General features: G+C 39.7%; 22 protein-coding genes. 8 read left to right on the top strand and 14 right to left on the bottom strand.

Translation table 11 applies throughout. The annotated features are described in order from the left end of the window. Window positions 1–155 precede the first annotated feature (155 nt). Window positions 156–1,040, bottom strand: coding sequence for a LysR family transcriptional regulator (locus V7654_RS18740; RefSeq protein WP_335432306.1), 885 nt, complete (start codon window positions 1,038–1,040; stop codon window positions 156–158). Window positions 1,041–1,161: 121 nt separating this feature from the next. Between V7654_RS18740 and V7654_RS18735 the strand changes: the two genes are divergently transcribed. Further along, window positions 1,162–2,106 carry a DMT family transporter gene (locus V7654_RS18735; RefSeq protein ID WP_335432286.1) on the top strand — a complete coding sequence of 315 codons (945 nt, stop codon included), beginning with the start codon at window positions 1,162–1,164 and terminating at the stop codon, window positions 2,104–2,106. A gap of 130 nt (window positions 2,107–2,236) precedes the next feature. Here the strand turns inward: V7654_RS18735 and V7654_RS18730 are convergent, their stop codons facing one another. The 5 genes from V7654_RS18730 to V7654_RS18710 all read right to left on the bottom strand — a co-directional run bounded on the left by V7654_RS18730 (window position 2,237) and on the right by V7654_RS18710 (window position 7,703). After that, window positions 2,237–2,941, bottom strand: a complete 705-nt coding sequence (locus V7654_RS18730) for a response regulator (protein WP_335432285.1) — start codon at window positions 2,939–2,941, stop codon at window positions 2,237–2,239. Beyond that, the gene (locus V7654_RS18725) at window positions 2,907–4,511 is read right to left on the bottom strand and encodes a sensor histidine kinase (RefSeq protein WP_335432283.1); all 1,605 of its coding nucleotides are present in this window, start codon (window positions 4,509–4,511) and stop codon (window positions 2,907–2,909) included. Before V7654_RS18725 ends, V7654_RS18730 begins: the two co-directional genes overlap by 35 nt. Before the next feature lie 92 nt (window positions 4,512–4,603). Then, on the bottom strand, window positions 4,604–6,130 hold the full coding sequence (locus V7654_RS18720) for a tripartite tricarboxylate transporter permease (RefSeq protein ID WP_335432282.1): 1,527 nt from the start codon (window positions 6,128–6,130) through the stop codon (window positions 4,604–4,606). A gap of 33 nt (window positions 6,131–6,163) precedes the next feature. Continuing rightward, window positions 6,164–6,619, bottom strand: coding sequence for a tripartite tricarboxylate transporter TctB family protein (locus tag V7654_RS18715; protein ID WP_335432280.1), 456 nt, complete (start codon window positions 6,617–6,619; stop codon window positions 6,164–6,166). A gap of 55 nt (window positions 6,620–6,674) precedes the next feature. Next, a complete protein-coding gene (locus tag V7654_RS18710; RefSeq protein WP_335432279.1) occupies window positions 6,675–7,703 on the bottom strand; it encodes a Bug family tripartite tricarboxylate transporter substrate binding protein in 1,029 nt (342 codons plus the stop codon). 349 nt (window positions 7,704–8,052) lie between these two features. Between V7654_RS18710 and brnQ the strand changes: the two genes are divergently transcribed. From brnQ to V7654_RS18690, 4 genes are all read left to right on the top strand, one after another. Further along, the gene (brnQ, locus tag V7654_RS18705) at window positions 8,053–9,417 is read left to right on the top strand and encodes a branched-chain amino acid transport system II carrier protein (protein WP_335432278.1); all 1,365 of its coding nucleotides are present in this window, start codon (window positions 8,053–8,055) and stop codon (window positions 9,415–9,417) included. A gap of 277 nt (window positions 9,418–9,694) precedes the next feature. Beyond that, window positions 9,695–10,438 (top strand): type I methionyl aminopeptidase, encoded by a 744-nt coding sequence (map, locus tag V7654_RS18700; RefSeq protein WP_335432277.1) that lies wholly within the window; start codon window positions 9,695–9,697, stop codon window positions 10,436–10,438. Window positions 10,439–10,706: 268 nt separating this feature from the next. Further along, window positions 10,707–10,865, top strand: a complete 159-nt coding sequence (locus tag V7654_RS18695; protein WP_335432276.1) for an aspartyl-phosphate phosphatase Spo0E family protein — start codon at window positions 10,707–10,709, stop codon at window positions 10,863–10,865. A 296-nt stretch (window positions 10,866–11,161) separates the two neighbouring features. Next, window positions 11,162–11,692 carry a GNAT family N-acetyltransferase gene (locus tag V7654_RS18690; RefSeq protein WP_438825325.1) on the top strand — a complete coding sequence of 177 codons (531 nt, stop codon included), beginning with the start codon at window positions 11,162–11,164 and terminating at the stop codon, window positions 11,690–11,692. A gap of 92 nt (window positions 11,693–11,784) precedes the next feature. Here the strand turns inward: V7654_RS18690 and V7654_RS18685 are convergent, their stop codons facing one another. The 4 genes from V7654_RS18685 to V7654_RS18670 form a co-directional block, all read right to left on the bottom strand. Further along, window positions 11,785–13,185, bottom strand: coding sequence for a nucleoside recognition domain-containing protein (locus tag V7654_RS18685; protein ID WP_335432275.1), 1,401 nt, complete (start codon window positions 13,183–13,185; stop codon window positions 11,785–11,787). Next, window positions 13,185–13,880, bottom strand: coding sequence for a FeoB small GTPase domain-containing protein (locus tag V7654_RS18680; protein ID WP_335432274.1), 696 nt, complete (start codon window positions 13,878–13,880; stop codon window positions 13,185–13,187). The genes V7654_RS18685 and V7654_RS18680 overlap by 1 nt, the downstream gene beginning before the upstream one ends. Continuing rightward, entirely contained in the window at window positions 13,873–14,124 is a 252-nt protein-coding gene (locus V7654_RS18675; RefSeq protein ID WP_335432272.1) for a FeoA family protein, read from the bottom strand. The genes V7654_RS18680 and V7654_RS18675 overlap by 8 nt, the downstream gene beginning before the upstream one ends. Window positions 14,125–14,591: 467 nt before the next feature. Beyond that, window positions 14,592–14,717 (bottom strand): hypothetical protein, encoded by a 126-nt coding sequence (locus tag V7654_RS18670; protein ID WP_335432271.1) that lies wholly within the window; start codon window positions 14,715–14,717, stop codon window positions 14,592–14,594. A 182-nt stretch (window positions 14,718–14,899) separates the two neighbouring features. Here V7654_RS18670 and V7654_RS18665 point away from each other — a divergent pair, with 182 nt between their 5' ends. Together V7654_RS18665 and V7654_RS18660 are read left to right on the top strand one after the other, a co-directional pair. Next, complete coding sequence (locus V7654_RS18665; protein ID WP_335432270.1) at window positions 14,900–15,631, top strand: NUDIX hydrolase; 732 nt, start codon at window positions 14,900–14,902, stop codon at window positions 15,629–15,631. 177 nt (window positions 15,632–15,808) lie between these two features. Next, window positions 15,809–16,132, top strand: coding sequence for a BC1872 family protein (locus V7654_RS18660; protein WP_335432268.1), 324 nt, complete (start codon window positions 15,809–15,811; stop codon window positions 16,130–16,132). A 54-nt stretch (window positions 16,133–16,186) separates the two neighbouring features. Here the strand turns inward: V7654_RS18660 and cydS are convergent, their stop codons facing one another. The 3 genes from cydS to V7654_RS18650 are packed head-to-tail and all read right to left on the bottom strand — an operon-like array spanning window position 16,187 to window position 18,674. Next, window positions 16,187–16,294 carry a cytochrome bd oxidase small subunit CydS gene (gene cydS / locus V7654_RS23950; protein ID WP_438825322.1) on the bottom strand — a complete coding sequence of 36 codons (108 nt, stop codon included), beginning with the start codon at window positions 16,292–16,294 and terminating at the stop codon, window positions 16,187–16,189. Between the two features lie 11 nt (window positions 16,295–16,305). After that, on the bottom strand, window positions 16,306–17,331 hold the full coding sequence (locus V7654_RS18655; RefSeq protein WP_335432267.1) for a cytochrome d ubiquinol oxidase subunit II: 1,026 nt from the start codon (window positions 17,329–17,331) through the stop codon (window positions 16,306–16,308). Beyond that, on the bottom strand, window positions 17,328–18,674 hold the full coding sequence (locus V7654_RS18650; RefSeq protein WP_335432266.1) for a cytochrome ubiquinol oxidase subunit I: 1,347 nt from the start codon (window positions 18,672–18,674) through the stop codon (window positions 17,328–17,330). The genes V7654_RS18655 and V7654_RS18650 overlap by 4 nt, the downstream gene beginning before the upstream one ends. A 393-nt stretch (window positions 18,675–19,067) precedes the next feature. Here V7654_RS18650 and V7654_RS18645 point away from each other — a divergent pair, with 393 nt between their 5' ends. After that, window positions 19,068–21,029 carry an alkaline phosphatase family protein gene (locus V7654_RS18645; protein WP_335432265.1) on the top strand — a complete coding sequence of 654 codons (1,962 nt, stop codon included), beginning with the start codon at window positions 19,068–19,070 and terminating at the stop codon, window positions 21,027–21,029. 43 nt (window positions 21,030–21,072) lie between these two features. Here the strand turns inward: V7654_RS18645 and V7654_RS18640 are convergent, their stop codons facing one another. Beyond that, window positions 21,073–21,726, bottom strand: coding sequence for a phosphatase PAP2 family protein (locus V7654_RS18640; protein ID WP_335432264.1), 654 nt, complete (start codon window positions 21,724–21,726; stop codon window positions 21,073–21,075). Window positions 21,727–21,899 lie beyond the last annotated feature (173 nt).

The raw sequence follows: 21,899 nt of genomic DNA, 5'->3' as shown, positions 1-21,899 counted from the left end.
TTTTCGGAGGAGTCTCGCATATCCGCTCCAATCAACTTATTTTTCAATGTTTTGCTTTCAAACAATCCATTTAAAACAACAAACTTTTAGAACAGCAGACTGCCAGACTTTGTTTCTCTTACCATATACCAGATAAAATAAAAATAGTTAAGCCGTTATTGCATCTCATTTTGCTTGAACACCCATTTCTTCAAATAGTCTATAAACTTTTTAGTGGCTGGTGCAAGAGTATGGAATGATTGAGCTGCAATACCAATAGTCCGATAATGATCTCCCTCTAGATTGAGTATTCGAACATTGGATGGGATCCGATGTAAAACCATTTCAGGAAGTATACCGATTCCCATTCCGTTTCCTACCATTGAAATAATTGCCTGGTCATCTGTAAGCTCAAATTTTATGTTAGGCGTGACACGGTTTTCTTTTAAAATCCGGTTTAAATCATTGTCGCTCCCTTTTTTGGACATGATGATAGCCTCGTTCCTTATTTGCTCAAAACGAATCACACTCTGCTGTGCGAAGGGATGCTGATCAGAAATGATACACAACATTTTATCCTTCTTCAAAGGAATGCTTTCCAGGTTTTGTGATGTCGGTATGGAGACAAAACCAAAATCAACCAAACCAGACGATACCCAATTTTCAACATCATCATAATCGCCTTCAAGCAATTTAATTTCAATAGCAGGGTGATGCTCGTTAAATATTTTCAAAATTTCCGGAAGCCAATGAACGGATACGCTCGATATCGTTCCAATTCGCACTATACCTATTTCAAGTCCATTAATATTCGCGATCTCTTGGACCATTTCTTCGTTCCATTTTAAAATTTCACGTATGTATCTTAATATCCGTTCTCCGTTACTAGTCAAATTAATCCCTGAACGTCCACGATTGAGGATTGAAAATCCCCATTCCGATTCCAGACTGGCAATGGCATGGCTAACCGCTGATTGGGTTAAGCCAAGTTTCTCTCCCGCTTTAGTAAGGCTCCCTAATTCAACAACCGTACTAAATATTTCAAATTTGGCAAGAGACAATTTCCTCACCTGTTTACATGAATTTTATTCATTCAAACTTTTAAAAACATTCATTTTTATTATTCAATTCTTACAATTATACTAACAAATATAATCAATTCGCGAAAGGTAAGGTGAAAAAATGTCCTCGAAAATATACGATGGGAAAGTAAAAGGAATTGGAGTAAACAAGCAATTTACTGCAGATCTGGTAATGTTGATTATCACGATGTTTTGGGGATCATCTTATTTGTTTACGAGATTTGGTCTTGAGTCTATTGAAGAATTTAATTTGATTGCATTACGGTTTTGTATTGCCTTCGTTTTAGCTGGTGCCGTATTTTATAAACGCTTCAAGCTCATCGATCTGCAAACTGTTAAATACGGATTTTTACTAGGAACCATTCTTTTCTTATTAGTTGCCGTTGTAACGATTGGAGTAAAATTCACATCCATCTCAAATGCAGGTTTTTTATTTAGTCTCGCAGTCGTATTCGTCCCGATCATCATTGCTGTTATTTTAAAAAAGAAGACTGAAAAAAAGGTTGTCATTGGAATTGTCCTTTCGATTACAGGTATTGCGCTTTTAACCTTAAATAATGGATTAAAGATTAACCCTGGAGACATCCTGGTCATTTTAGGCGCATTACTTTATTCCATTTATATCATTATGACAGATAAGTTGACGAAACATGTTGATTCCGTAGCACTTGGGATTCTGCAGCTCGGCTTTAGCGGGGCATGGGGGCTTGTATTTTCGTTTATTTTTGAAACGCCTCATCTTCCTTTAACAAAGGGATCGTGGATTTCTATATTAGCCTTAAGTGTACTATGCAGTGCAGTTGGATTTATCGGTCAGACAGCAGCACAAAAATACACTACCCCAGCACACACAGGTCTTATATTTTCTCTAGAGCCAGTTTTCGCCGCATTCTTCGCCTTGATTTTCGCAGGGGAAATCCTGCCCGTAAAAGGATATGCAGGAGCCTCGCTTGTATTAATGGGTGTAATCATCGCTAAGCTGGATGTTAAAAAGCCAGATTTTACTAAACGGCTTAATGATAAAGTATTTAAATCTGGGGCGTAGCTATAATACAGCAGCCATGAAACCACTGAACCATATCAAGCAAAAAGAAGCATGAGGTCGATTCTCATGCTTCTTTCTCCTTGTTGCAAATCTACACATAAAATACGGATGCCCTTGTAAAAAAGTAAATTTATCCTATACTCATATAAACGCGTTCCGGACGGCCAACTGTTCCGTAAGTCAAATCGGCTTCTATTTTATCTATAGACACCAGATGTTCCAGATAACGCCTTGCAGTTGTTCTGCTTACACCAATCTCTTTTGCGACACTTTCTGCAGTAAGCCCCACTTCAACCTTTCCAATGACCTCCATCACTTTTTCAAGCGTCAAACGATCAATCCCTTTTGGAAGGTAAGACTTTTCACTAGTAATGTCATTCATTTCTTTTCGTAACAATTTGTCTACCTGCTGCTGTGTAACAACATTATTCTCTTCACCTAGTTGCTCTAATTTTTCGTAGAATTCCTGATATCGAAGCAGAGATTGTTTAAATCGTTCAAAAACTAATGGTTTAATAATATAATCGAATACTCCGATACTAATAGCCTCTTGCACTTTATCAATTTCCTTTGTAGCAGTAATCATAATAACATCCATTTGTTTAGTATGCAGTTTGATTTCTTTTAATAATTCCAATCCGTTCATATCGGGAAAATAAACATCAAGTAAGAGCAAATCCGGCTTTAAGATATCAATTAAGGTTTTAGCTTCAACATACCCCGCTGCAATCCCCACAGTTTGAAATCCTTCAATTTGTTCGATAAACCGTTTTTGTATTTCAGCGATCCTCAAGTCATCCTCAATAATTAACACTTCGATATCCCGTTTCCCCATCGTTCACTTCTCCCTGCTTTTTTGGTATCGCCACTGTGAAAACTGTACCTTCTCCCGCATTTGAAGAATATGTGATATATCCCCCTAGTTGATTAATGGCTTTTTGAACTAAACTGAGTCCAATTCCTGCATTACTGCTCTTGATCTTCGTTGTAAAACCAGCTTTAAAGATATGGTCACTGCTTTTACGATCAATGCCTTGTCCATTATCTTCTACTTCTATAATCAGCTCTTTGCCGAGATCGGTCAAAAACAGCAAGACCCTTTTATCTTCTTTTCCATTTTCTCTAACGGCTTCAAAAGCATTATTGACGAGGTTCCCAATAATGGTAACCAAAGCATCTCTGTTAATCTCATCGGGAAGATCTTTAAAGCTGCTCTCCCTGTCTATTGTAAAATCAACTTTTAATTCGCTTGCCAGGCTAACCTTGCCTAGTATAAATCCGGCAATAATCGGATCTGGTATTTCCTTCATTAAAAATTGAATAAAACCCTGGGCAACATCTACTTCTTTTGAGATAAAATCAATTGCTTCTTTATAAGAGCCAAGCTGAATTAACCCTAGAAGGGTATAGAGACGGTTGGAATATTCATGGGTCTGGGCGCGCAATCCTTCCGCATAGGATTTTATATGGGATAATTCCTGAAGCAAATGAGCAAGCTCTGACTTATTCCGCAAACTTGCTACAGCGCCAATTACATTCCCTCTTTTATTAAAAATAGGAATGCGGTTTGCTAAAAAGACCTCTCCATTAATCATAATTTCCTTATCATATTCCGCCTGTCCTGTACCGACTACTTCAAGAAGATTCGTATTTTCTAATACTTCTTCAATTCTTTTTCCACGGAGCAGGATTTCATTGGGAACTTGCAAAATTTCATGTGCTGTTTCATTTACCACCGTTATCCGCCCATCAGTATCGATTGCAATTATGCCTTCATGAATGGACTCTAATATTGCATGCTTCTCCTGATACATCCACGCAATCTCTTTTGGTTCAAGTCCAAACAGCGCTTTTTTTATATTTAAAGAGATTAGCGATGCTGCTAGTAAGCCTCCTATTAGAATAAGGAACGTTGCAGCAAAGATTTTCTTCTGTATCTTTGAAATCTCCTTTTCTATATCTGTCTGAAGATATCCGACAGACACCACACCTATCACTTCTCCCTGGCTAAAGATTGGGGCTTTTCCCCTCAGTGAGGGACCAAGTGTGCCTGTTGATTCCGAAATAACAGACTCTCCCTTAAAAGCACGCCCATTATCTCCCCCTACCATTTTTTGTCCTAATCGCTTGGGATTTGGATGGGAATATCGGATTTCATCTCGGTTCCCGATCACGATAAATTCCGCCCCTACTTGTTTTCGAATGCTCTCAGCAATCGGCTGAATAATCGATGCAGGATTTTCTGTATGGAAAGCCCTTTCAATTTCAGGCATATTGGAAATTGATTGGGCAACCGACAGTGCTTTAGAACCTATTTCCTTTTTAAGGTTAGATTCCAGGATATTTTTAAAAGTAACTTCAAAAATAGCTCCAATCGAAATCATTAGGATAAAAATTAAAAGCAATAATTTTGTATGTAGTCGCACGTTAACACCTCTAATCTCATTATAGTAAAAAAACTCCTTATAAAAAGGAGTTTTTTTACTATTTCAATAATTTACCCTTCAAGATTAATAATTACATCTTTGCCTCGTCTTTTCATCATGAATGGCACTAGCAGCCAAAGGACGGTAATCAAGAGAAAAACGAGAGAAATCGGACGAGATACAAAAACACTGAAATCTCCATTAGAGATTGTTAAAGCTCTTCGCAGGTTATTCTCGACCATTGGCCCTAACACTAAGCCGAGAACAAGTGGGGCGATTGGATAATCGTTCTTGCTTAGGAAGTATCCTAATATACCGCATCCCAATAACAATAAAAGATCATTAGTCGACACCTGGACTGCATAAACACCAAAAATCGATATGGCAATAATCATTGGAATCAAGAATTGTTTAGGTGTTTGAATAATTTTCGCAAACACTTTTACAAGTGGAAGATTTAATATTAAAAGCATGATGTTTCCAATAAACATACTGGCAATAAGTCCCCAGGCTACCTGCGGATGGTCCTCAAATAATAGGGGTCCCGGCTGAACGTTGTACATCATCAAGGCTCCCATTAAAATAGCAGTCGTACCAGATCCCGGAATACCTAAAGTTAATAGCGGAATCATTGCGCCGCCAGAGGCTGCGTTATTCGCTGATTCTGGTGCGGCAACACCTGCAATGGCTCCAGTTCCAAACATCGATGGATTTTTAGAAATCTTTTTTTCAAGAATATAAGAAAAGAAGGATGCAAGGGTTGCCCCTGCCCCTGGCAATATCCCCACAAAAAAACCTAATATCGAACCGCGCGCAATTGGTCCAGCTGATTCTTTCAGCTCAGCCTTTGATGGTAATAAATTATTGATCTTCGCGATTTCAGTCTCTTCCTCATCTTTTTCTAAAATCGTCTTAAAAACCTCTCCAAGCGCGAACAATCCTACGGCTATTGTTAAAAACTCAATTCCCTGATACAGCCATGGGACATTAAATGTAAATCTGGCAATGCCTGAAACACTATCAATTCCGATCGTTCCCAGCAATAGCCCAGTAACAGTCATGATCAAAGCCTTTGTTACTGATTTCCCGGCCAGTCCACTGACAGCCCCTAACCCTAAAAGCATTAATGAAAAATATTCTGCAGGGCCAAATTTAAGCGCAACAGCTGATAAAGGTTTAGCTAAAGCAATGAGGGCTAGGATTGTGACAATTCCCGCCACGAAAGAACCAATTGCCGCAATGGATAAGGCACTTCCCGCCCTTCCTTTCTTGGCCATCTGGTAACCGTCCAGCGTTGTCACAACAGAAGAGGATTCTCCTGGAGTATTTAATAGAATAGATGTGGTGGAACCGCCATACATTGCCCCGTAATAGACTCCAGCAAGCAGAATAATAGCGCTCGTTGCCGCTTGTTCAGGTGGAAGCCAGCTAGTAACGGAAGCAGTTACCGGAATAAGCAGGGCTACACCGCTCATCGGTCCAATCCCGGGAAGAACACCTACTGCGGTGCCGATTAAGACCCCAATGAAGGCAAAAAGGATGTTATACCATATAAGTGCAGTTCCGAATCCCTGAAATAAATAGTCGAGTGTACTCATTTTTCAAACTCCTTCCTAAAGGTTACTCCCAAATTACGAAAGCCAGATTGGCCAGCCTGGCAGTGTACCTTTTAAAATTTCCACATACAAAAAGTAGACAAGTCCAGAAAAACTAGCAGATATTAAAAGGGATGAGACAACCTTCGAACGTTCCATCGTTTGAAAACAAACAAATAAAAATAAAAAGGTCGTAATGACATACCCGATTGTTTCCAGCGTCAAAATATAAACCAATGTTGCAGCAAAAATGATCATGAAGGGTTTATACAGTAATTTTTCTTCAGAGCCCTGCTGATTTTTAGTGATGAATGTTTCATAAAATAAACGGATACTTAACAAAACCAGGATGATGCCAAGAAAAAAAGGAAATATATCAGGGCCAACAGCACTGCCATATGACGAACTCGCGAGCTGCCTGCTTCCAACCATAAAAAGAACACCTGTAACCAAGAATAAAACAGAGGCAAACCGATCAAATTGAATACTCATTGCAATCTCCTTTCAAAAAATAGGGGAAGGAGAAGTAATCCTCCCCCTACTTGAATTACTTCTGCATGCCCAGGGCGGCTAATAATTGCTGGATCTGGCCTTCTTGTTCTTCTAAGAACGTATTAAAATCAGCACTGTTTTTATAGTCGAAATCCCATCCCTGAGTCTCTACTTCCTTCTTCCATTCAGGAGAGTCAACAAGCTGCTTGATTGCTTTATCCCAATAAGCTTTTGCTTCTTTTGACATTTTTTCAGGGCCAAATACTCCGCGCCAAATTGTAAACTCAGCATCGACACCCTGTTCTTTTGCGGTTGGAATATCTTTAAAATCACCAGATAAACGCTCAGTTGAAGTCACAGCCAACACTCTTACCTTGCCAGCCTTTAAAAATTCTTTAACACTGGAGGCATCGGTACCAATTACATCTGCGTTACCACCAAGCAATGCAGTAATCGCTTCACCACCGCCATCATACGAAACATATTTTACCTTTGTTGGATCAACTCCGTATTTAAAAGCTGGAAGGATGGAGATCAAGTGATCCATTGAACCTGGTGCAGAACCTCCGGCAAATGTAAGTTTAGTAGGGTCTTTCTTTACCTCTTCCAGAACAGACTTTAAGTCCGTAAATTTCGAATCCTCTTTAACAACAATGGCACCATAATCCTTTGTCAGCTGAGCCAAAGGTGTTGTATTTTTAACACCGTACGGGCTGTTTCCTTCTTTTTTCAAATTGTTGATGATGATCGGAGGCGAATTGACAAAGAGCATATCGTTATTTTCCGCTTGCGCAGTTGCATATTCAGCCATAAACACAGCACCGCCTCCACCCGGCTTGTTTTCAACTGTCAAAGGCTGCTCTACAATCTTTGTTTCACTTAATACCTTTGTAAATGAACGAGCTGTTAAATCCCATCCCCCGCCTGCTCCAGATGGTGCCACAACGCTAATTGCTTTTGTAGGATAGCCTGAACTTTCTTCCTTACCTTCAGAGCTAGATGTCCCTTGACTGCTGCAAGCACCAAGGCTAATTGCCAGTGCTCCTGCACACATTACTGCTGAAAATTTCTTCATAGAAAACATTTTTAATTCCCCCTTGTAAGCGTTTTCTTAATTTTACAAAGTTTTTGAATTTTTAACAGATTATCCATTTAAACAGCATTAAAAACTTATTAAACCTTTTGTTCATTTTGTTCACAGAAAGGAAATAAAAAGAATAGGAGATTATTTCCGGGGACATATGGCATGCCTCAAGATTCTAAAAATACTAAAAACTTTCAATTGACTTGTAGCGCTCAAAAATATATAGTGAGTTTTATTCTACCTACTTAAGAGAAATGCTTGAGGGGTCTTATAAGTGAAGGTATTTTCTTAGATTGTCAGCTTATAAACCCCCCTCGAGATTAATACAACTAGAACAGGAGCAATTTGGATGAAGCAAAAAATATCTTTTTCTACCTATGGAGTCATTGGAACCATGCTTTTCGGAATGTACTTTGGTGCGGGAAATTTGATTTTTCCAATCCAGCTGGGGCAACTTGCCGGAACAAACTTTTGGCAAGCATTAATTGGCTTTTTAGTAACAGCCATCGGCTTGCCATTTTTGGGAATTTTAGCGATTGGTCTTTCAGGAAGTAATGGCCTTCGTGATTTAGCCAGCAGGGTTCATCCGCTCTTCGGTGTGGTTTTTGCCATGGCTCTTTATTTAACGATTGGTCCCTTTTTCGCGATTCCACGGACAGCTACCGTCCCTTTTGTAGTCGGCTTTGAACCATACATTAATCAGGGGCAGGCAAGCTTATGGCTCGGAATCTTCAGCTTCGTATTCTTTGCCATTGTTTACTTTTTTTCACTACATCCTGCAAAGGTCATGGACTACATCGGAAAATATTTAACACCGGCTTTTCTTGTCTTTTTATTTGTATTAATTTTAACTTCCATCTTCAAACCAATGGGGAACTTTGGAGAACCTTCTGGAGACTATATTAATTTAGCTTTTATTACAGGTTTCAAAGAGGGTTATAATACAATGGATGCCCTCGCATCACTAGCATTTGGGATTGTTGTCATCAATGCTATAAAGGGACAGGGAATCACGAAAACGAAGGATATAGCTAATGCCACCTTGAAATCAGGTATTTTTGCGATGGCTTTAATGATGCTCATTTACGGACTAATTACGTATATGGGAGCATCGAGTATAAACGCTATCGGTACCTTTGATAATGGCGGACAGATTTTTGCAGCTGTTGCTCAGCACTATTTTGGATCTTTCGGCGCAATTTTACTTGCAATCATCATTGTTCTTGCCTGCCTTAAAACAAGTATTGGACTTATTACAGCATGCAGTGAATTTTTCCATAATCTATTTCCTAAAGTCAGTTACCAAATGTTTGTACTGGTACTGTGTACCGTTTCATTTACAATCGCAAACTTCGGGTTAAACAATATCATCCAATTTGCGGTGCCGGTATTAATGTTCCTGTATCCTTTAGCAATAGTCCTTATCCTGTTAACTTTATTCTCGCCATTATTCGGCCATAAACAAAGCGTTTACGCAGCCTCCATGCTGCTTACATTCTTTGTAAGCTTTTTTGATGGCTATAGCGCATTAGCTGCTAGCTTACCAAATATGACATTCTCATTTTTCAATTCCGTTAAAGCATTCTACATGGATTACCTTCCACTTTACGAAATTGGCCTCGGCTGGATCATCCCAGCTTTAATTGGAGCAACCATCGGTTTTGTTTGGCCAAAGAGCAATTTGATTATGACAAAATACCAAAAAGAACTGTAGGGTTTTCCCTGCAGTTTTTTTTGAAAGGCTAATTACGTATACTTTGTGGCGTAGATAAGTTGATTTCCACTCCAGGATGTTCGCTTTCCGCTCCCCTGAAGTTTTTATTTTCTATATTAATAATCAGCTTCTTAATAGCAGATGTATTCAAAATGAGATATTCTTCAGAATGTTGATAAAGTATAAAGGTGTTTTGAATGGATTTTCACACTAAAAAAGGATACTCTAATAAAATCATATGTAAGATGAAATCAATTGATATTGGAAGGGATTAACAATGATAGCAAAGACAGAAGAAGATTTTAACGGATTAAAAGAAATTGGAAAAATCGTGTCCTTGATTCGAGAGGAATTAGTACAAAAAACAGTACCGGGTATTACAACAAAGGAACTTGATGAAATCGCCGGCAGCCTATTTGAAGAGCATGGAGCGATTTCTGCTCCGAAGGGTGAATACAATTTTCCTGGATACACTTGTATAAGCGTTAATGAAGAGGTAGCACATGGCATTCCAGGCAGTCGTGTGATCAAGGAAGGCGACGTTGTAAATATAGATGTTTCAGGCTCGAAGAATGGCTATTTTGCCGACACTGGAATTTCCTTTGTGGTAGGAGAAGGCGATCCTCTTTTGACTAAATTATGCAATACTGCTGTCGAAGCGTTTGAAGCTGGTCTAAAAAAAGCGAAACCAGGCTCCAAGAAAAGCGGACTTGGCAAGGCCGTTATTGCGACTGCCAGAAAAAACGGACTAACCGTTATAAAGAACCTTACTGGACATGGGATTGGCCGAACTATTCATGAGGCCCCTGATCATATTTATAATTATCATGAGCCTTGGGATGATGAGCTTTTAAAAGAAGGAATGGTAATCGCATTCGAACCATTCATCTCAAATCGCGAAGAGGAAGTTTTTCAAAATGAAGACGATGAATGGACATATGTGACAGAAAACAGCTTTGTAGCACAATGTGAACATACAATCATCCTTACCAAAAATGGACCGATTATTATCACTTTATAGCTATTAAAACAATCCTCGTATAAAAGAGGAGTCTAACTTGGAGGACTAAAAGGCTGGCTGCCTCACGATAAGGCGTGCCAGCTTTTAGTCCTCACTCTTTATTGCGTACCTTTTATTAGCTAATCAGAAGTAAAAAATGCCATTAATTATCTGTAATTCCAACTTCCATTTAAAACTCATTATTGGTAAAATGAGACTTACACATGTCTAATTTTGTAAGAACAACATTTTGATTACCAATAATACTTTTCCCCTTGAGGTCTAAGTTATGGAACTAAGAAAAGAAATACTTTTATTAAAAATTGAATACTACCGTGAAGAACTTATCAAGGTTGGGAAGAATCAAGGTTTTGCCCATTCCGAAACAATCCGTTTAAGCCAGAATTTAGATAAACTTATTGTAAAATATCAAAAATTATTAAATTAAGTGGTATTACTGCGGCATCCCTGTTTGAAAATAAGTGTTCTTTATTAATTTGGATCGGTATACCTTAATATAACTTACAAAATTCTGCTGATTTTTCTCCTTAAGTAAATGGTCCCCTCCTCGTCAATCATTTCACCTCATTGCCTTTAATCACTTTTGTTACCAGAGTAAATCACTGGCAAACCCTTGGGAAAATTTTTTCACTTTTGATTAAAAAAATGTCAGATTATCTGACAAACATAACCGATTACTGTATGTTTTTTGTTATAATTTACGGCATATTAGACATTAGACACATGGGGGCGAATAATATTTTGATCAGATATATCCAAGAAAAGGACTTACAGGATATTTTAAATATATATAACGATGCAATTCTCAACTCAACTGCAGTATACTCCTATCAACCTCAAACTCTTGAAAACAGAGAAATATGGTATAAACAAAAGATGGATGAGGGTTATCCGATTATAGTAAGTGAACTGGATAATAAAGTAGTTGGATTTGCAACTTTTGGCCCCTTTAGAGCTTGGCCTGCATACAAATATACAATAGAGCATTCAATTTATGTGGATAAGGATTACAGGAAAAAAGGAATTGGAACTTCCTTAATGAAAGAATTAATAGCGATTGCCAATGAAAGAGAGTATAGGACTTTAATAGCTGGAATTGATGCTGCTAATGAGAAAAGTATTGCAATGCATAAAAATTTCGGTTTTGTTCATTCCGGTACAATAGAAAAAGCAGGATTTAAATTCAATAGATGGCTTGATTTAGCTTTTTATCAATTGAATCTTAATGGGCCTAAAAATCCTGTTGAAGGATAATGGCATAAATGCCTTATTCGTAAAACAAAAATCGGCAGTGCATTTTTTTAAATGCACTGCCTTATTTTTTATCTGCTATTAATCTGTACTTATCAAAGCCACCCAAAATACCTTACTGTTTGAGCAATGATGAAAGTAACACCTAAAGCGATGGCTGTTGGAATGATAAAGGCCAGAAAAGTCCATTTTTTGCTTTTCGTTTCTTTGTAAATATTAATTAATGTCGTTCCGCATGGGTAGTGCAGCAGTGAAAATAGCATCATGTTTAACGCTGTCAGCCAAGTCCAGTGATGATCAAGGAATACCTGCTTAATATTATCGATTCCACCGGTATCGATTAATTCACCTGTTGAGAGGTAACCCATCAAAAGGACAGGTAAGACTATCTCGTTTGCAGGCAATCCGATTATGAAGGCCATGAGAATATAACCATCCAGACCGATCATTTGTCCAAGCGGATCCATGAATTGGACCATGTGCAGCAAAATACTCGTGCCGTTGATATCGATATTTGCCAATACCCAGGTCAAGATCCCAGCAGGGGCTGCAACCTTAACCGCTCGATTAAGCACTGAAACTGAATTGTTTAACGACGAACGAATAACCGTATCGAAGATTTTGGGCTTTCTATATGGTGGCAGCTCCAGCGTATAGTGGGTTGGAACACCTTTTAATACGGTTTTTGATAGAATCCAAGAAACAGAGAACGTGACAATGATGCCAAATAATACGATGCCTACTATGACTGAGGTGGTTACTAGTGATTTAATCCCGCCGGTAAAATTAGCCGCCATAAACAGGGATGCCAGTAAAATCAATGTCCCCCATCTGCCATTACAGGGTACGAAGTTGTTTGTCAGGATTGCCAGAATCCTTTCCCGCGGAGATTCTATAATTCTCGTTGACATCATGGCTGCTGCATTACAGCCAAATCCCATAGCCATGGTGAGCGATTGCTTTCCGTGAGCTCCTACAGTTTTAAACAGTCGGTCCATATTAAAAGCAACCCTGGGAAGATACCCATAATTCTCAAGAAGAGCGAAAGTCGGGAAAAAGATAGCCATCGGCGGCAGCATCACGCTTATGACCCACGTAGTTCCACGGTAAAACCCTAGCACCAATACCCCGTGAAGCCACTCAGGTGCATTCACCATGGTAAAAAGCATCGTAATGTATCCTTCAAGCCAGCCGAAAAAATCAGCGAGCATGGAGGAAGGGATATTAGCACCCGCTATTGTTAAGTAAAAAACAGCTCCTAGCATAAGAAGCATAATCGGAAATCCCCAAATTGGCGAGGTTAGTATAGCATCTAATCGCTCCGTTCGCTGGTCATGCTTCGTCTTTGAATATCTAACTCCTTCTGCTATAAATTGGCTGCTGTTCCGGTATAGCGCTTCTACAATCTTGTCACGTGTTTTTTCTGATGAGAATTGCTCTGCATGATCGAACAGAGTATTCAACATTTGCTGTTTTTCTAATGATGTATACCCCATTAGCTTGAGACCTCCTTCTTAAGATGCCTTTGCATCAATTCCTCCAGCAGCTTTTTATCTCCATCCAAAAGTCTTAACGAGAGCCATCTGGCAGGCACTTTATCCCCGAAAACACTTTGAACCTTTGGTAAAAGACTATCGATCTTTTGTTCCGTTTCATCATCATAGGTAATTTGCAAAGGCGAACATGGAATTGCTCCGGTTATCACTCTTTCCATTGTATCCAGCAGCAGAGGCAGACCTGTTTTGTTTCGGGCAGATATTTTGATAACAGGTACTCCCAAGCGTCTCATCAAAATTTTCTCATTAATTTTAATGCCCATTTTTTCAGCCTCGTCAATTAAATTGATGCATACAATCACTTTTTCAGTCAGTTCCATCACCTGCAGGGCCAAATTCATATTTCGCTCGAGGGCAGTTGCATCTAAAACAACAACAGTAAGATCTGGTTTTTCGAAAATGATGTAATCCCGTGCTGATTCCTCATCCAGTGAATTGGAAAACAGTGAATACGTACCTGGCAGGTCAATCATGGAATAGGACTTTCCTTTAAATAAAAACGATCCTTCTTTAATATCAACCGTTTTACCTGCCCAATTTCCCGTATGCTGTTTTAAGCCGGTCAATGTGTTAAATAAAGTACTCTTACCGGTGTTTGGGTTTCCTGCCAGCGCAATCCGATATCGCTCAACCATTGTTAACCAGCTCCCCTTCTATACTTATACTTTCTTCTTTTCTTAACGCAATAGATGTACTGCACACCCGAAATGCAATAGGGTCACCAAGTGGACTTTTCCTTATAACCTCCACAATCGCTCCAGGCACGAAACCGAGATCAAGCAATCTTCTTCGCATTGTTCCTTCTAGAGTGAGATTCAAAATTTTAATGAAATCACCTTTTTGACCTTCAAACAATGTCACCATATTAGTCCCAGCCATCTTTTTTTCCTCCACACTATAGTTTTTACCTAGTGCAACTTTTTGTTTTATTATATGTACAGATGTTCATATTGTCAAAAATTTTTTAATATAGTTTTTTCTAATATCAAAGAAAATCCCTATTTCAATGCTGAATTTATTAAAGACAGCAAAAAAGCCTGCAGAGATTCATGCAAGCTTTAAGCGGAAAATAAAATAGTGCTGTAAGGAGAATAAATACTTGTTTCATCCTCCACGATAAAAATCCTACTTACTCAATTTTTATTTGAAAACGCATTGAATCACTTAATCAAGTTTTAAAAGGCGGGGTTAGTCCCGCCTTTTTTCATTGTTTATTTCTTCATATCCTTTTGAGTGATTTCACTTCGGATACCAGACGCATTTTCTTGCTTTTTATTATTTGGATACTTATTCTTTCGTTCGCGGTTATCATTAGGGTTTGTCATCGTTTGCCCTCTTTTCTGCCATTATTTTTTATTGCTTTTTGCATCAAAACCCTGATCCTTGCCAAGTTCCCCATTTGTTCTACCTTTTTCCTTTACGATTTCCCCGCCTAATTTTACGTTAGGCACACTGATTTGTTTTTCACTCATATTTTGTCACCCCCTTTTTTAAGGTGCTCAAAATGGCTGATAAATTTTCACAGACTTTATTACTTTTGATAAGACACAGTAAATTTTCTCCTTCATACAATAAAATATTTCCGATTTAATTTTTTAAAGAGAGGGTTTTCATGTTCTGCAGAAGAGAAATTCACAAGGTTTGCACAGGAAAAATGAAAGAGTTTAATCAATACTTTGAAGAATACGTGAAGCCGAACCAGCTAAAAAATGGAGCTGAATTAATTGGCCGCTGGTTAACTTCCGATGAAACAGAAGTTTTAACAATGTGGCATTATTCAAGCTTTGAGGACTTTTTGAAAATTGAAGAGAGAGTAAAAAAGGATCAATTAAATCAGCAAGCAGAGGCGCAGCTATTAAAATTAGGCAAGCTTTACTCAGATTATCATCAGGATTTTTTAACTCCAACAGGTACAGACCATCAGTCACATCAAAATGTAACAGTAAGCGGTTTTATTACAAATGATAAAGAAGAAACATTATTGGTTAAAACATATTGGAGATCGGATACGTGGGAGCTCCCCGGTGGCGGAGTGGATGATGGAGAAACTTTAGACATTGCACTGCATAGGGAAATTCTCGAGGAAACCGGAATACAGGTTAAGCTGTTTGGCGTAACAGGTGTTTACTCAAACGGAAACACCATTTCAATTGTATTTCACGGCAAATGCATTGGGGGAAATTTAAGGACCTCTGCTGAGACCCAGGATGTCCGCTTTGTGAAGTTAGATCCGTTGACTCTTCCTCATTATTTTAAAAGAGGAAAGTTTATTCCTCAAGTTCTGGATGCGATGAAAGGATATTCTGTACCATTTGAAGCATTTAAGGTACGCCCATATCAATTATTAGAAAGATTACCAGGCAAACCAGCATCACAAAAAAATTAAGCCTACGCAATTTTTTAAAAATTATAAAACTATTTTAGTTGTTTTCATCTCTTGTTATATAATATAATAAAAACAAGTAAACTGTTATACAACAATGTGTTTGTATTGTAAAAGCAAACTCCAGACCACATCTATCAAATTAAAACAAAATATCCCGTAAAGAGGAGGTAGAAGCAATTGAACAAAACAGACGCTATTGCAAGAAGGATCCTTGGTTGGAAGTTAAATAGGTGGGACCGCTGGTATGATGATGAGAAAAGTGTTTTTATCAATGATTCTGATTTTCAGCCGGAGCAAAACCTTGACCATGCAATGATGGTTGCAGAAAAATTAGAAAATCTCGGTTACAAATTCAGTGCTGCTGGGGAATCTGAGGTTTGGTTTAATGACGTCCGTGCAACTGGCGAAACTATGGCCCAGGCGATTACGAACGCTGCCTATTCCATCATAGAGAGTACATCAGTCGTTAATAGTTCCACTTTATGGCGTAAATTGTGTTAGATCCTTCAAATAGAAAAGCTGTAAAACCAGGCGGTTTTACAGCTTTTTGTTTGTTTATTCCCGCTCTTTATTTGCTCCGTCCTTCCTCGCCAGCCAAAATGCAACAGCGATGGACCCGATGATGACGACAAAAGGAGCATAGAACATTAAAAACTCAGCCATGTTTATTCCTCCTATGCATGGTCATTTCTTTTGCCCTGAACATAATCCTTGTTAAACAAGAACAGCCGCAGCAGCAAATATAATGATGGGAGCAGCAGCCCTAGTCCAGCTACAAAAGCGATGATCAGAGCGATGGCCATCGCTTCATTAGTGAAACTGTCATAAATCGTCAGGTAAGGATAAAGCAAATATGGATAATGGGAGATGCCATAGGCGAAAAAGGCAATCAGGAATTGTCCTGTCAATAACCCGAACGCCACACCATAAGCTTTCCCTTTCCCAACCAGATAAACAGTCCCTGCGAATAAGATAAACGAGATTGCGAAAAGCCACCAAAAGTCCATTAAGCGGCTGTAATGCTCAGGGTTATGGTCCTTAAGCTCAACGATGATTCCTGTAGCAGTAACAATCGTGGGTACTGACCAGATAAGCGCATATTTCCGGAGCAGTTCTGTTGCCGGTTTGTCCTGAGCTTTATTTGCGTACCATGTTAAAAATACAGCTGAAATATACAGAACAGCAGCCAAACTAAGAACAACAATACTCCATGTCAGCGGGCTAGTGAACAGAGCCCAGTAATCAAGTTCAAGCCCTGATGCCTTCTCACTGACATATCCGCCTTCCGAAATGGTCAGCACAATGGATAATGAAGCTGGGATAAACAAGCCTGAGAGTCCATATAAATAGGTGTATCTTTTATGCTGAAGTCCGCCATAGGTGGTAAATGCATAGTAGGCTCCCCGGACTGCAAGCAAAACAACCCCGATGCTCGCTGGAACGAGCAGAATCGTTCCATAATAATAGGCTGTTTTAGGGAAGAAGCCGACAATTCCTACGAAAAAGAAGACAAGGAACACATTCGTCACTTCCCACACCGGCGAAAGATAGCGCTGGATAATCCGCGTTAAAATATGCTGTTTCCCCCTGAATAAACTGTAAGCATTAAAAAATCCTGCACCAAAGTCAATAGAGGCGACGATGACATAACCAAACAGAAAGAGCCAAAGGACCGAAATCCCGATAATCTCAAGTGTCATCGTATGTCACCTCCCCTCTCCAATTCCCTGTCAGCGAGCTCCTGTTCCACCGTATTTTTGCGGAACATCCTTGTCAGCACGACTACACTTCCGATTCCCAATATAAGATAAAGTCCAGCGAACATGAGCAGCATGGTGTCTACCTGGCCGCTTGTTGTTGCGGCTTCCTCGGTTCGCAAAATGCCGCGGAGGATCCATGGCTGGCGTCCGACTTCAGCAAACCACCAGCCTAGTTCGATGGCGAGAATCGACAGCGGACCACCGAGGACGAGCAGCCAGCGAAACCATCTGGAGTGTATAAAACTCATTTTAAACCAAACTCCCAGCACATAGAGAAGTGATAAACCTGTCAACCACATGCCAATCGTCACCATGCTGTCGAAGAGGTAATGGATGTATAGTGGCGGGATTTCATCCTCCTTAAATTGGTCGAGACCAATGACTTCTGCTTTCGGGTTGCTGTGAGCTAATATACTTAGTGCATATGGCACTTTTATCGCATATTTAACCTCTCCGTCATCCAGCAAACCGTATAGCATTAAAGGTGCCCCTTCATGCGTTTCGAAATGCCACTCTGCCGCAGCTAGTTTTTCAGGCTGATATTCAGCCAGGTATTTTCCGGAAAAATCACCGATAACAGCAGCAGCGATTGAAAAAATAAGCCCGATTTTCATTGTTAAAAACAGAGCTTTCTTATGGTAAATATGATCTGAACCCTTAAGAAGCCGATAAGCACCAATCGATGCTAAAACAAACGCTGATGTCATATAGGCTGTTGCCAGGACGTGGGCTACCTTTGTTGGCATGGCTGGATTAAACATCGCTAATACGGGATTGATATTCACCAGCTGGCCATTCACAAGATCAAAGCCTTGCGGTGCATTCATAAACGCATTCACAATCGTAATGAACACAGCTGAAAAAGATGCGCCGATTGCAACCGGAATTAAGAGAAGCAAGTGCTTCTTCTGATTTTCAAAACGGTCCCATGTGTATAAATAAATACCTAAAAAGATCGCTTCAAAGAAAAATGCGAATGTTTCCATGAAGAGCGGAAGCGCAATGACGTTTCCAGCAAGCTCCATAAAGTTCGGCCATAGTAAAGATAGCTGGAGCCCGATTGCCGTCCCGGTCACGACTCCGACTGCAACGGTAATGACGAATCCCCGCGTCCATCTCCGTGCCATTAAAATATAATGTTCATCCTGTTTTTTGATTCCTACCCATTGAGCAATCATGATCATGAGCGGGATGCCCACCCCTATGGTTGCGTAAATGATATGGAATGATAAAGTCAGCTCAGTTAAGACACGGCTGAAAAAGACCGATTCTTCATTTCCCATTTAACATTCTCCTTTTCTAACCTGCAAAAATGCGTCCTATAAATGACAGGCCCATGATCGCAGCCACAAGAAAGGCCAGCCAAATTAGCATTCGTTCCTGTTTTTTGTACATATGCCCCTCCCAAGGTCCATTGCTCATTAAATCACAATAGCAAACAGCGTTAAATTTTAGTAACTCAATTCCCTACCATTTATAACAGTAAATTGTGAGAGAACTATGATATGTATTTGTCTTTCTTCTTACTTATTCCCATTTGTCAGTGAATTAAAACGATAAGGCCAGGCTTTTATAAAAACGTCAAATTATTTTTACATTAGCCATGATGAAAAAAGTTTCAACCCTTCAAAAATCAGGTATAACAAACTAGAGAAAAAAGCATCAAGGGAGATTTTATGACAACAAGAATATTGACAGCACTCATAATAATGACTTTACTTTTATCAAATACATCGGAGTCATCAGCACTTGCTAAAAGCAATCACCAGGTCATCCTGATTTCCTTCGATGGGATGAGAAATGACTTGACAAGAAGATATATGAAGGATGGGAAACTGCCTAATATTGAAAAAGTAGTAAAAAAAGGAGCGATGGCAAAATATGCGACAACAGTCAGTCCTTCGCTTACTGCACCATCCCATGCAGCGATTGCAACTGGAGCTCCTCCGATAAAAACGTCTATTGTGAGCAATGTTTGGCAGGAGCCTGACAAAGCCTTAACAAACAAACAGGACGCTTTTATGAGCGAACTGGACGTTAACCCATTGTGGGTTGAGGCGAAAAAACAAGGAAAGACCACGGCGACAGTTGCTTTTGCCGGAGCGAATCCGAAGACTGGGAAACAGGGTGACTATACCGTTTATTACGGAGATACATGGGCTCCTAGCAAAGAAGAGAAGCTCAAATTCACACAAGCTGCTAATTGGAAAAACACTCCTCAAAGCTATAGTCCTCTCATGGAATCATCTTTCCAAATTAAAGTAAAGGATGGCAAAGATCAAACCCTGCATGTATTGGGCTACGACTCTTCCAATGACCAGAGGGTAAACTACAATCAATTTATCATTTCAGAAAGTAAAGAGTTGGAGACAGATACCAAGGGTGTTAAAAGTGAAGGCTGGGGATCCTTTAGTTTAAAAGTACAAGATAAACAAGTAGCCGGTTTTTGGTTCCGGTTTGCGCCTAGAGACCAGCGTTTACAAAATGAAATAAAAATGTACAGGACAGCCGTCACCTCCGGAGAGATTGATGGCCCGGAAGGCTTCACAGAAGGAATTCGTGAAAAATTTGGTGTTTTTCCGGCACAGGATGACGATATTGCTTTGCAAAAAGGCTGGATTAGCAGAAAGGAATACGAAGAGATAGCGGAGCGATTCGTAAATTGGGTGACAGATGTATCGTTATATATTAAAGAAGAATACGATCCGGACCTTCTCATGTTCTATGCCCCGCAAATCGATCACCAGGAGCATTTGTATCTGCTGACAGATCCTCGGCAGCCAGGGTATACTCCCGAAAAATCGCAGCGATATATGAAAAATATAGAATGGGCCTACAAAGTGGCAGATGAGGTAGTCGGAGAAACCACTAAGTCTCTTGAGGACAATGAAAACTTATTCATAGTTTCCGATCACGGGATGGAGCCTGCCCACTCGTTGCTGGAGCCAAACAAGGTTTTAAAGAACAAGGGACTGCTTGTTGAAACTTCCGATGCCAAGGTAGACATGAAAAAATCGAAGGCGATTGCCATTCCAAGCGGATCAGCTGCTCACATTTATATCAACCTTAAATCACGAGAAAAGTACGGAGTCGTTCCACAAGGTGAGTATGAGCAGGTAAGGGAAGAAATCATCAATGCTTTTAAAGAAGTAAAAGTTGAGAGAAATGTAAAAGGAAAAGTGGTAAAACACCATCTGACAGAGATGTGGACGAGCATTTGGAATGAAGGTCTCTCCCTTGTCTCCTTAGAAGAAAATACAAAGGACCTATACAGCCATGTTTTCCAAACGAACAGCTATCCTTACCAAGACGTGAAGCGATTGACTGAAAAAGGAAAGCCAAACATGGAGGATAACCATGCTGGGGATGTGCTTTTAATGGCAGCTCCAGGCTATATAATGGGGAATGGCATGTCAAAAGCCGTAAAACCTGCAATTGATTTAGGAACGCACGGCGGCGACCCCGAACGCGAGAAGCTTAAAGCAGTCTTTATCGCGATGGGACCAGACATCTCAAACCAGGAAAAAATAAAGCCAATCTCCAACCTCGACATCGCACCGACAGTCTATGAACTATTAGGACTGGAGACCCCCAAATTCGTCGAAGGAAAAAGCATTGAAGAACTGACCGAAAAGTAAAGGAAAGCCTGCTATTCCGGAAGGGTAGCAGGCTTTTTCACTATCAGTTTTGAGCACCGGCCATGGCTGGAAAGTGTCTTTCCTGATATCTTTGAAACACCCATATGACGGTCGAGACCCAAAAACCGCTTGCAAGATAGCCAGCAATCACATCGCTTGGATAGTGGACTCCTAAATAAATCCTGCTTGTCCCAATCGCTGCGATCATAAAAATGCTAATCAGAATAACAGTTACTCTACCTAGACGTGATGGAACATGGCGCCAAAGCAGGAAAGCAAGTATGCTATAAAACGAAAAAGCATTCATCGCATGCCCGCTCGGAAAGCTATATCCGCCTATCTCAATCAGCCTGTGCAGGTCAGGACGGGCTCTTTCAAAATAAAGTTTCAATAATCTATTCAATATCGGCGTACAGAAAACCACAGCCAGATAAATTAATATTTCCAATCTGTACTTAAGCACTTTTAACAGGAAGAACAAGACAAAAATTGAAAGAACCGCTATGAATCGAATTGTTCCGATATAAGTAAAGAATTTCATTACTGTTGTCAGCCAGGCTGTTTCAGTACCCTGGATGAACGAAATTATGTACCCGTCAAAGCGCATAATATGGTTGGCTCGTACCAGCAATGACATGGCAATGAATCCTGCTAAAGAAACTAAAAACGCAATCACAAGCTGCATATTCAACTTCATGTTGGTCCCCCTCTCTTTAACCGCATGTACAATTATTTACCCTTAGTATCCCCTTTTAAAATAAAAAAGAAGGACGAATGATGTCCTTCTTGATAAATCTTGATATTTAGTAATCGGTGCATTCACTGAGAGTTCTTACCATAACCACTCAGCGGCAGATTTTCACTTCGAAT

It is taken from the genome of Bacillus sp. JJ1609, assembly GCF_036967045.1.
In the GTDB taxonomy this organism is placed as follows: Bacteria; Bacillota; Bacilli; order Bacillales; family Cytobacillaceae; genus Mesobacillus.
Note: the sequence above shows the minus strand (reverse complement) of the source record. Positions and strands in the feature narration are given on the sequence as shown.